General features: G+C 43.2%; 9 protein-coding genes and 1 pseudogene. 6 read left to right on the plus strand and 4 right to left on the minus strand.

Features of this window, described 5'->3' with window-relative positions:
- Nucleotides 1-13 precede the first annotated feature (13 nt).
- Nucleotides 14-886: a vWA domain-containing protein gene (locus AB6D80_RS14790; protein WP_372188942.1), complete on the minus strand. Its 873-nt coding sequence runs from the start codon at nucleotides 884-886 to the stop codon at nucleotides 14-16.
- Nucleotides 790-2,838 carry a S8 family serine peptidase gene (locus tag AB6D80_RS14795; RefSeq protein ID WP_372188938.1) on the minus strand — a complete coding sequence of 683 codons (2,049 nt, stop codon included), beginning with the start codon at nucleotides 2,836-2,838 and terminating at the stop codon, nucleotides 790-792. The genes AB6D80_RS14790 and AB6D80_RS14795 overlap by 97 nt, the downstream gene beginning before the upstream one ends.
- A 706-nt stretch (nucleotides 2,839-3,544) precedes the next feature.
- On the opposite strand from AB6D80_RS14795, the gene AB6D80_RS14800 reads away from it, so the two are divergent.
- The 4 genes from AB6D80_RS14800 to AB6D80_RS14815 all read left to right on the plus strand — a co-directional run bounded on the left by AB6D80_RS14800 (nucleotide 3,545) and on the right by AB6D80_RS14815 (nucleotide 7,272).
- Nucleotides 3,545-3,844, plus strand: a complete 300-nt coding sequence (locus AB6D80_RS14800) for a hypothetical protein (RefSeq protein WP_081230294.1) — start codon at nucleotides 3,545-3,547, stop codon at nucleotides 3,842-3,844.
- A 61-nt stretch (nucleotides 3,845-3,905) separates the two neighbouring features.
- A complete protein-coding gene (locus AB6D80_RS14805) occupies nucleotides 3,906-4,199 on the plus strand; it encodes a hypothetical protein (RefSeq protein WP_081230293.1) in 294 nt (97 codons plus the stop codon).
- A 4-nt stretch (nucleotides 4,200-4,203) separates the two neighbouring features.
- Nucleotides 4,204-4,509, plus strand: a complete 306-nt coding sequence (locus AB6D80_RS14810) for a hypothetical protein (RefSeq protein WP_081230292.1) — start codon at nucleotides 4,204-4,206, stop codon at nucleotides 4,507-4,509.
- 261 nt (nucleotides 4,510-4,770) lie between these two features.
- Entirely contained in the window at nucleotides 4,771-7,272 is a 2,502-nt protein-coding gene (locus AB6D80_RS14815) for an Ig-like domain-containing protein (RefSeq protein ID WP_081230291.1), read from the plus strand.
- A gap of 91 nt (nucleotides 7,273-7,363) precedes the next feature.
- Here the strand turns inward: AB6D80_RS14815 and AB6D80_RS14820 are convergent, their stop codons facing one another.
- A complete protein-coding gene (locus AB6D80_RS14820) occupies nucleotides 7,364-7,813 on the minus strand; it encodes a type II toxin-antitoxin system YafO family toxin (protein ID WP_081230290.1) in 450 nt (149 codons plus the stop codon).
- Nucleotides 7,814-7,821: 8 nt separating this feature from the next.
- Entirely contained in the window at nucleotides 7,822-8,370 is a 549-nt protein-coding gene (locus AB6D80_RS14825) for a hypothetical protein (RefSeq protein ID WP_081230289.1), read from the minus strand.
- Nucleotides 8,371-9,023: 653 nt separating this feature from the next.
- On the opposite strand from AB6D80_RS14825, the pseudogene AB6D80_RS14830 reads away from it, so the two are divergent.
- Nucleotides 9,024-9,128, plus strand: a pseudogene (locus tag AB6D80_RS14830) (ISAs1 family transposase); the annotation flags it as partial.
- A 228-nt stretch (nucleotides 9,129-9,356) separates the two neighbouring features.
- Nucleotides 9,357-11,327: a DNA phosphorothioation-associated putative methyltransferase gene (locus tag AB6D80_RS14835; protein ID WP_372188940.1), complete on the plus strand. Its 1,971-nt coding sequence runs from the start codon at nucleotides 9,357-9,359 to the stop codon at nucleotides 11,325-11,327.
- The last annotated feature ends 79 nt before the right edge of the window (nucleotides 11,328-11,406 follow it).

The following is an 11,406-nucleotide window of genomic DNA, read 5'->3' on the forward strand; positions in this document are numbered from 1 at the left end:
GCAATACTTCCTATTAATTAATAACGATCGTAACTGGGACTTCTTGGATTGTGGCCACTCCATCCACATTCACGAGCAATCTAAAGGTGACGATGTGTGAACGAGAGCCATTGAAGTTACCTTTCGTAAAGGTCACATCAAATGAAACTGTGTCGCCAGGGTTTACAGACGTAGCCGCCGTTCCATGCGGTGCGGTTGGGTTATTTGTTGGGACGATGCTCTTTACGACTCCTGCAAAGTCCCCCACAGGTTCTAGCTCAATATTCATGTCCTGTGTGGTTAGATCTAGGGCAGCGGCAACGGCACTGACAACTTCCGCACTATCTCTAGAGAGTGTGAACGCCTCGCCGCCCGTCTCATCGGTAATTTGATGTACGTCTCCAATGCTCCCACCAGACATCAAACCGAATACAATTATGCCTCTATCGGAAAGCGCTTTAAGGGTGTCATTCCAGCCATGCCCCGGATATGAAGCGTCACTATCGGCATTGTTAAAGCCAGCGTCGGTCGCTAGAAACACAATCGGTAATGAATTATTTCGCCATCCAACCTCTCTCGATGAAGCTAATTGGTACAGTGCTTCCAGCTGACTTTCTGGCCCATTGCCACCAGCTTTTATCTGCAAGCTATCCAAAGTCGATTGCAATGAGCCTTGTTCACTACTTAACCCTAAATCAAGTTGGTACGCATAATCACCTGCAGCTGACGAACCGTAGGGGTGTATCGGGAAATCACTGAATGAAGCTATGCCAACTGCAACGTCATTTGCGACACTACTGAACTCTTCTATCAATTCATTGGCTTGTGAACGAAACGTCTGGATGTCATCGCTATAACTACCCGAAATATCAACCAGAAACGCAATATCTGCTTTGCGTAGATTGATGTTGTTTCAGTCGGAATTTCAATCGTGATGGTTTGGGTTACCTCACCAACACCACTTGGAACTGATACCGTGACTGGATCGGTCCGAGTTAAAGTCGACTCCCCGAGACTGGTTACTGCAGCCTTTAAAGCAAATTCAGCATTCAATCTTGCCCCTTTGCCTGAATGACTTGAAGATTCAGACGCGGTTAAGGGGCGGGTAAAGCTCGTACTCCCTGTCGTTGTGATCACTTCATTTTCGATGGGAGACGCTGAAGCTCGGAGTAAGTGTGTGATTTCGCTCGGCGTTAGACGTGGGTTTATGGATTGCATCATAGCGACGGTCGAAGCGACAGCCGGAGTTGCGTAACTTGTCCCCATCACAAGGGCTTTCGTCTCATTTTGAAATCCAACAATAGTCCCAGAGGCCGATATATCCACTCGGTCACCATAATTGGAGTAGTATGCTCTTTTGACCACCTCATTCGATTCCGATGAACCTGCATAACAGTATTCAGAAGCCAATAAGTCTTCGCTTTTCCCATTAGGAAAGCTCGCGCCTGTCGTATGAGCACCAACAACCAGTAGTTGATCGCTGTTAATCGAAGTCGGTAAACGGTATGAAGCGTCACCAGCGCTTGTCATTCCATTTCCGGCAGAAGAAACGATAACGACATTGGGGTAGTTGATAGCAATATACTCAAAGAAAGCGTTTAGCTCGTTAGAAATCGCATTGAATTGAACTGTTGACACTCCGTTGGCCAACACAAAATCGCCATTACACGTCAGTGCAGCATTTGTTACTTCATTCTGTTGGACATCCGAATCAACGCTGTTGTGGTCAACCCTATGTATGCCCCAACTCCAATTGACAACACTTGCGCCATTTCGAATCATCTTCAGCGTCTGTCCGATAAAACCAAGCCTGTTGTCTACCGTGATGTTTGCACCGTTATGGCTTCCTGCTAAAGCACTAATTAGACCCGCATTACCACCATTCCCTAAACTCGCCGCAATAACGCCCGTAACATTACTACCGTGATTGCCAATCGCGTTCGCTTGCGTATGGGTTGGGGCTGATCTGCCATACAAGGTGACACTGTTGCGAGTCGTTTTCTCGTTGGCAGAATATGTTGAAAAGTCTGCTAATTGGAAATCCAGACCATGCTCAAACACACCCATTGCGACAAAGAAAGGTAAAATTGGATTAGTCCCAAATACAATGCTTTCGTAATAGTCAGCGGCTTGTTCCAGTTTGTTGCGTTCCCTTTGTTCAGATAAATCTGGATCCGCTGTCCATGAAATTGACTCCGTTTGAATCATTGGCTCAATCATCACGTTTTCGACCATCGAATCTGATAAGAGAGTGGATTGAATTGCCTCTAAACTTTCGTAGCTATCCGCGTTGACCTCTATCTGCCACCAGTGCAGTGCAGATTCACGACCCACAATGGAACCGGATACGAGTGCGGCCACTCGCTGTGCATTGTCGAGAGAGTCATTATCCGAGTGCAAACGAACAATCAAATAGTCACTGTAGAATTCTGTACCGGAAGTTGAAGTCACTGTGCTTTTAAGCTCTTTCATCCCATCAGCAGAAACGGTAAACCAATCTTGGTTCGAGTAACCTCCACCAGCTTCCAACATGATTGGACCTGAAACGGCTTCATTAGGAATTATGAAAGTAGCATTGGAACCATTGATCTCAACGGGAGTGAGTATTTGACCACTAAGATGTATAAGCGCATCGGCAGGCAAGACTTTATTGGCTGTGATTGTCACCTGTCCCCCAGCCACGCCATTCAATGTAGAAAGCTCGGTTAATAGGAAAGACTGACTAGAAGCGGATATGTCGCTTGTACCTTCTGTCTCATTTGATGTGCTTGTGTCTCCCCCACTATCTTTACAACCGGCTAGTAGCGCAACGGCGACTAGGCAAGTAAGGGTGCTACGTTTGGCTATGAAATTTCTCAAATTAACCTCTGCTTTCTGAACATTGTGTTGGTCTACACGATATACACAGCAAACTTTTCTATTTAGATGGCTGCTCAAACAAAAGGGTAAATAGGTACTTTTTAGAAATGGTCAAATAACGGAGGGAAAATGGCGGATAGTTTGTATAAGGGGCTGTTTATATGAGCTTTGTGAACGGCCTTGTATTGATAGGGTGCGGCGTTTGACGTGTGATAAATGATGATTATGTTCAGATATAAAGAGTGTCATTAAAACGATCGAACATTGTTGTATAACGTCTCTCGATGACACTGAAAATACAGTTTAGCCCATGAGTGGTTAACAGCTAGGAGGCCAAAATGCTCTATGACTTCTTAAGAGGTTTCTATTATCGGTACGTAGCACCGCATCTCGCCCAAGCGACGTTACTTGGATATGCACAAACCACAGTCGCTTTCGTGGCCATCGGGTTTGGCATTAGCCTATATATTATCGGGGCTCACACAGTTTTTATGCTCACTTTCGACCTAATTAGTGGCCCCTTCAGCTTCAATTCGTTAAACGATATCACTACGTTCTTCGTAGCCTTAGTACTATCGGTGTACGCCATCGTTGCCTATACATTGGCACTGTATGGTCTATGGCATATAAAAACGATAATCGGTGCCGTCAAAAAATGGGTGAAGGAAGTGGTGGAATACTCTAGTCAACATTAAGGACAAAGGTTATGGATAAGATGGACACAGTACACTCACAATCTTCAAAGTATTCCAAATTACGGACTTGGCTTACTGATGTCTCCGTCATATTTACCGCGATTATTTTAATCATTCTATTGATAGCTATGTATCGAGCTTACCAAGATGAATCGCTCAATGATGCTATTGCGAACGCAAGCAATGGATACGGCCCATTGATGAGTCAGTGCTTAGAACAAAGCAGTAGACTCGAATGCTTAGGAAACTTAAAGATTGTTGCTGATACCAATACTTTTGAGTCAGCCAAAGCTATTGCGTTGGCTAAATAAATACCGAGCTTGGTATCACCACTCGTACCTCTACGGAATCAAACATTGGAGAAAATAAATCATGAATAATAAAGATCGCGGCAAATTCAAGGGCGATGAAAAGTCCAGAAAGGAAGAAATAGGTAGCAACGCCTGTTTATTTATCGTTTCATTTACATTCTTTATTGTGATTATTACTTATCAACTCATCAAAGGGGAAATTTCGTTCTTAGAAGTCGCAGGCATCTGTGCGGCCTCACTTATATTCATCTCTGTTGTAACGCATACCTCCCCTATTTACCGGATCAAAGAATTCGGGGAGATGTACAAGATCGGATTCAGATATTTAATATTTTTAGCGAATAATAAAAGGTAGTTGTATGATCCGATTAGCAGACAAGAATGTGGTAGTTCCCCATTGGCACATACCATTGATGACAGTTTTTTGCCTCGGCGTCGGAGTCTTCACCGAGTTCATCTGGTTGACAGGTATTGGGATATTTTTCGCTGGATTGCAGTTTTCAATAGTCCTTCCTATTTGGCAAGATCTGAAAACTGACAAAGACGCACAATATCTTAGATTTATGCGAGCAACCAAAGTCTTCACATTTTGGTATTGGTTTATTCCAATTGCCGCTATTTTGGTTGCCGTTGGTGCTGTAATTCAACACCTGTTACTAACGTAGGATATGGATTCATTCCTGACCGACTAGTTGTGATAAGTTAACCCATAAAGGCTGCACACGACACTGCATTTCAAGTCGCAGCCTAGTCTCCCCTCAAACCATTTAATCTCCCTCAATATGTTCCTCCGCTTTCCAAACATTCAAATATCCCCTTTAGTTTGGAACAAACCAAACGCTTCCTTGATAACCTCGATTTGAACGAACGCGATAAGAAGGCCCGTTGGCTTTTGAGTCACTTCAATCTTAAACAAGGGGGACGATATGCATTATTACTGGAAAATACTCTCAGGGTTGTTGGTGACAGCTTCAACAAATGCGGTGAGTCAAGTTCAGTTCATCGAGATAGACAATCAAAATACAAAAGTGTCGGTTGAAGACATTTTTGCTCCAGCACATAACAATATAAAATTTCATATTATTTCAGGCTTAGATCGCCAAGTAACGGTAGACATGACTTCCCAACATGGAACCATAAATCGAGATCTTGGTGTCGTTGGTATACGTGACTCGCTTGAAATAAATGCCGAGAAATTTTACGGCAAAAGCTACGACATTGGCCAACTAGCTCAAGGGCAATATTCAATCAAAGTCAGCCAATACGATACAACGGGTCAAATAATGAGTACGACCCACCAGCAACTAACGGTCGATACTGTTGCACCGACATTAGGATCTCTATTTTGGAATAGCATGGCTTATAAACTCCAGAATGTGCCAAACAACCAGTGGCTAGGAGATTTTGAGGTCTGGAACTGGGGAGTAACTGGCGTCAATGACCAATTATCGGGTATCGACACCATCAAGGTCTACGCTACGGATAAAGGCTCAACAACACCGTTAAAGTCCCCAATCGAAATCTCTTATAACCCATCAACAAAAGAAGCAAGACAAGGTGGTGCGCCTGCCATTTTCCCAAGTTACGAGCGCGAATACACTATCCATATCGATGCCTACGATAAGGCGGGAAATATAGGAAAGATGACCAGAGACATTACATGGACCGGTCAAGGAATACGACCAGAGTTAGTCGGTGTCAATGATGGAACTTATAGTGGCAACTTTTTAGCTGGTTCTCCATACAATGGTTATAAAGCTTACACACCGGGAATGGCCGTAGGTAATTATAATTTTAGTTTGGTTTACAGACTGCCTTATGAATGGGCAAACCCTGCAAATCCAGGCAGGCTTTATAGTTACTGGGGACATTTCAATACCACAGAGTTCGTGAAAGATGGATATGCCTACTTCAGTGTTTCAACAGTGTATTCGAAAGGCGATCCCAGAACACATGAAATCCCCATTGGTCGTCATGACAGATGGGTGTCGTATTTTCTATATCACGACTTAAATTTAGCTCCGCATTTGGCCAAACAACCTGTCGCTATTAAACAAGAATATTTTGTTAATGGTGTTGGTTGGGTGAACTACAATCACCACATGTTGGGCCTCCATAATCAGCATGACATCCCTACTCAGTTTAGAGTCACAGCAGAACCTCGACCTTACAACCAAAGGGTATTTATACAAGAGCATGGAGCTGGTGGCGGGTACTCGAACTGTGTGATACCGGCGAACCAAACAACATGCCAAGCACCATTGCCGACTCAATATGTGGATTGGAACGGAGTAAGTCCGTCTGTTCCTACTGGCACCATTTATTTCAGACACTTTTGGATGAATAAAATTGTAAAAGACGATTTTCGTTCGCTTAAGAGTTCAAACTTAGGAGGCATGAATTTTACGCTCGACAAATCTTTGCCAAAGATAACCACTGCCAAAAAGGTGCCGTTTACGAACGAGTTTGAAATCTATGCACTCAAAGACTTCGCAGGCGAAGATTGGAATCGCATCCAGATGTCGAAGGTTGGCTTAAAAGTGACTGACTCAAGCGGTCATACCCAGAATGTTTGGGTAGATGGTGACAATGGACATTTCAGTCTGAATGGTCAAATTGTACCATTAGGGGGCGCGTTCATGAGCAAGTCGATACCCCTACCGACACTCGCAGCAGGCACATATGAAATCGAACTTCTGGCGCAAGATACCGCTATGAATACCACATCACGTAACTTGGGTTCTTTCCAATACGAGCCAGAACCTCCTGTGGTCAACTTGAGTACCATCGACAACCTACCACTCCAAGGTGCAATGCTCACTAACCTCAATCAGATCCTAATAAAAGTTCAAGATACCTCTCAGTACTTGGTTGAGTCTGTACGCCTGAATGGAGGTGGAGAAGCTGTAAAAGATGAATTCGAATTGAAGCTGATTGATGTGGCTTTGGACAAGTATGCCGTCGAAACACCAAGAGTGTTCCCGACATTGATAGAAAACGAATGGTACTCACTAACCGTCGCCGTGAGAGATGAGCTCGGAAATCAAGCCATCGCGACCAGTCGTTTTAAATACGTACCAGAAAACATCATTGAGCTGGGGACACTGGTAACTTTGCCTGTGGATTCCGTGTTATATACAACGAACACGAATACCCCTGTCACTGCGGTGATTTTTAACCCTATGACAGTAGAAGGAGGTCAAATGGCTTCGGGGTTGCATGATTACTATATCACTGTGGGCAGTCAGTCTACCCTACCAATATCTGTTGATGGATTTGAGATAGGACCAGGTGAATCTAAGTTATTAAGCGTCGATTTCGGAAACGGAGATGAACAGATCATCATTCCAGTGTCGGCAAGAGGTGGCGAAATAGGCACCAGTAATATAATGGTAGAAATCCCGCAATTAAAATCGAAGTATAACTAACAAGGGGGGCGCTCTTTGTTGTTCAATGAACACGAGGGGTTGGTGGTATACCAAATAGAATTGATGCCAGCTGAAGTTAAGCTGGCAGGGTTTATAGGTCGTTAAACTTTAACCCTTCCTTGATGAAGTAATCCATGAAATTGTTGTCGTAAAGCTTAGAAGATTTACCCTTAGCTTTATCAGAGTGGCAAGGGGTTGCAACACCGAGTAAAAGGATATCGTCTTCATTTTCCCAGTGACTAGAATACACAATGCAAGTGTCACTCGTTTTATCGAATTGACGTCGTGCTTTATTCCATTTGGCTTGTTTGCCGCTGTCAAACCATGGACTGCTCGGGTCCCACAAGTGTATATGCGCCAAACCTGCATCATCAGCGTCAGTCGGATAGGCTAGGCTTGCTACACGGCCAAGATATTGAACCGATAGGTCATCGTCGTAAGTTAAGTGAAGGGCGATATCTTTGCACAAAGCCTCAACGTCATTGAAGCCTTGTGCTTTGATTTCTTGTTCAAAACGAGGGGATGGGGTGACGTTTTTCATGCGTTCCCCTAGTGATAATTAGAGACAGTCGCTTGTGTCGCCGCTTTGAGTTTTGCAACTTTATCAGAAGTCATCTCAAAGCTAGTCTCATATTTACCTATCGAAGCCACTTGGAGTTGGCGTTCGATCGACATTAAATCACCAACGGCACGGCGTAGCTTCGCTGTAGCCTTACGAATTTGTTTTGCTGTTTCAACCGCTGGTTGCTCATACGCCGTTGCACGACGACTTAGGCTTTCGTGTTGCGCTTTAAGAATCATCTCAAAACCACGGATATAACCGTCTGCGACCACCAGCTCATCGATAGTTACTTTATCAAAATAGCTCTCAGGTACTTCTGATTGCTCAATCTCACTGTAAACTTCTCTAAGCTGTTTAGTTTGAGTGTTGAGTTTTGCAATGATAGACATAGCCATTTCTAAGCTTTCAGCCGAAACATGGCGTTGATTATCTTTACACTCAATTGTCTCTAGACGAAGATCCATAGCTTTAGCAACAGTATCGCCCATCGACGCACTGGCATTGCCACCGAGCGCAGCAAGAATACTTGCACTCATAATTAGCCTCTTCTTCATTGTGACCTCAAAAACATTATAGGAGTAATTATAGAGAGGTGATAAACCTAGCTCATTTCACGGGACCGGAATTATCCATGTCCAAAGCCAGATTACAACCATTCAATATTGCTAACAATCAGCCCATAATGATTAAAATCCAACCACATATACCCATATGCTGCGCATATGACGCTTAGTGCAACAGTTGCAATAATGACATCTCAGATTTAACCCAAACCATCATTACGCTTTAGGAAGCGATTCAGAGCGGTTCTAGGGATAGTTTAGGGAAAATCAAAGGGATATCGTCTTAAAGCAAGTCTAACATTATACAGTAAGTGTGATTGAGATCACATATTACCATTATACTTCCTCAATGTCTCTGAATTTCTGTGAGTGTTTTGTAAATTCGTTTGAGTGGCTGGTGGCACATAAAAGTTTCCAAAATAGCGATGGAACCTCGCCATTAAATAGGTAGCTAACCGTAGAAACTACGATATTCATTCGTTAAATAACTTGACATCAAAAACTTAATCACAATGCAAGGGCGGGAACGAACTTTAACCACTGAAAATAAGGATTCTATTTTACAGGGAACTTTTTTAGATAATCACGATCTGATCATGAAGTAAAAAAACATGAGAAATTCGCACATGATTACCACTGAGCAACTTAAACAAGTGAAAGATACCCGTTCGCACATCAATCAAGTTTATCCTGTTAAGGAAGTCGCTTTCTTGGTCATAACAGCCAACGTATGGTTGAGGTAGCTCGATTTATCTGTACGCATTTCGAGTTCGACCGTCTCTATTTTATGGTAAAGATAAACCTCTGCATATTAGCGTTGGGGCTGATAATTCAAAATACGCCCTAATCCGACAACACCGAAGTGATGGGCTTCGCGTAAACACAAAAAGTGCAAAAGGCGACGCCACACAGGCTTTGTTTGATGATTTATAATCTTCAAAAACACCTAAGGAATAGGAATGAACGAAGAGCTATTTGCTGAACTTACCTCTCAAATAAAAGTTGGAAAACAACTTCCCGATGCTATTTATCTTCATAAAGACTCATTCAGCGCATTGCCTAAAGTATTAACACAGTTCATTCCTGCCGTAGCAAAAGCCGTTAACTTAGATGAAGAAGACTGGAACCTCGTTAAGCTGTTTAAAAAAGAGTTCCGCTTATCTCTTCTTCATTACCCTGATTTTTATACTGATTCCTATCCCGCATTAGAACAAAGCCTCAATGTCGACCTCTCTAAGCTAAGCCACAAAATCACAGGTTATAGCGAATCTGAAAACCCGCCGATCTTACATCGAAAAGAAACCATGGTTTTGCCAACAAGTGAATATTACGAACACTTCGTTTCACTCACACAAGAAGGCGAGAATGCAGGCCTGTACGAAAACAGCCGTTTGATTGGTTTTAAACGTTCTTGGGAAAACCTAATCGCACGCCATGGTTACGAGCTTGTCGATGGTCGACTATTCCGATGTTCCTCTGTGACAACGCAAGAAGAGGCTGGGATTGATAGGCACAGAACGGCCATCGTGCGCCATGAACTCTCTGCACCAATGAAGACTCTCGTTAAACATGGTTACTTAAAAGGCGAGCACTCTATTTTCGATTACGGCTGCGGTCGCGGAGACGATTTAAGAGAGCTCGAAGCACATGGCCTCGACGCTCTGGGTTGGGATCCGAACTTTCAACCCGACAACGAAAAATCCAATTCTGATATCGTAAACATAGGGTTTGTTCTTAACGTAATAGAAGATCGAGATGAAAGACTCGATGCCCTACTAGGCGCATGGGAGCTAGCAGACAAGCTTCTGGTGGTTTCTGTCATGCTGGCTAACGAAAACTACATTGCTCAGTTCAAACCTTATAAGGATGGTGTCATCACCTCTCGTAACACCTTCCAAAAATACTATGCGCAATCAGAGATCAAAGCGTACATAGAGAGAAGCCTACAAGAAGACGCCATTACCGTCGCGCCTGGTATTTTCTATATCTTCAAAGACAAATTGGAAGAACAACGGTACCTGCAGAGTAAATACAAACGCCACCATAAATGGCAGCAACTGACGTCACCAGAGCCTATTGAAGCCAAAAACAAAGCCAAACTGCTTATTATTCAACATCAAGACTTGTTTAATGACTTTTGGAATACCTGCTTAGAACTCGGCCGCATTCCTGCCAACGATGAATTTGAACAATCAGACAAAATAAGAGAGCTGGTTGGTTCACACAGAAAAATCTTTAACTTACTGCAAGAGATGTTTGATACCCAAGAGTTTGAACAAGCAGAAAAAAGCCGAAAAGAAGATCTTCTCCTCTACTTTGCTATGGGACTGTTTGAGAAAAGAAAACCCTATACGCAGCAACCAGAACCCCTTAAACGCGACATCAAAGCCTTGTTTGATGATTACAAAACCGCGATCAACCTAGCTGCAGAATTACTGTTCGCAATCGCAGACACAGACTTAATTCATCAACAGTGCGAGAAAGCACACGGCCTACTACCAGCAAGCCTTCTTAATAAAAGGCACTCATTGATCCTACATCGAGACTTTATCGATGATTTACCACTACTGCTACGAGTATACGTGGGTGCTGGGTTACAAATGTACGGCGAACTGGATGAAGAAATAGACCTAATTAAAATTCATATCACATCAGGAAAACTCACCCTTACTGCGTATGACAACTTTGAAAAATCGGTGCCTTTCTTAGTCGAACGCATAAAAATAAAGATGGCAGAACAAGACATCGATTTCTTCGACTACGTTAATGAAGATCGTAGGCCGCCACTGCTTAATAAGCACCTTTACATGTCAGCCGAGCACGAGAACTATAAGAAACAACAGAGCTTCGACAAACGATTGGCGAAGCTCGTGGATATGGATTGGGATAAGGAAGTTATCTTATATCGAAATGAAGTAAGCGTGTCATGAACCCCGCATTCTAATCTTTCAGCACGAAGAATAAGATCAACTCTCCAACCCAAAGGAGAGTTGAAATGGCAAAACGACG

Origin of the sequence: Vibrio sp. 10N.247.310.17 (assembly GCF_041466605.1) — a bacterium.
GTDB lineage: Bacteria > Pseudomonadota > Gammaproteobacteria > Enterobacterales > Vibrionaceae > Vibrio > Vibrio tasmaniensis_A.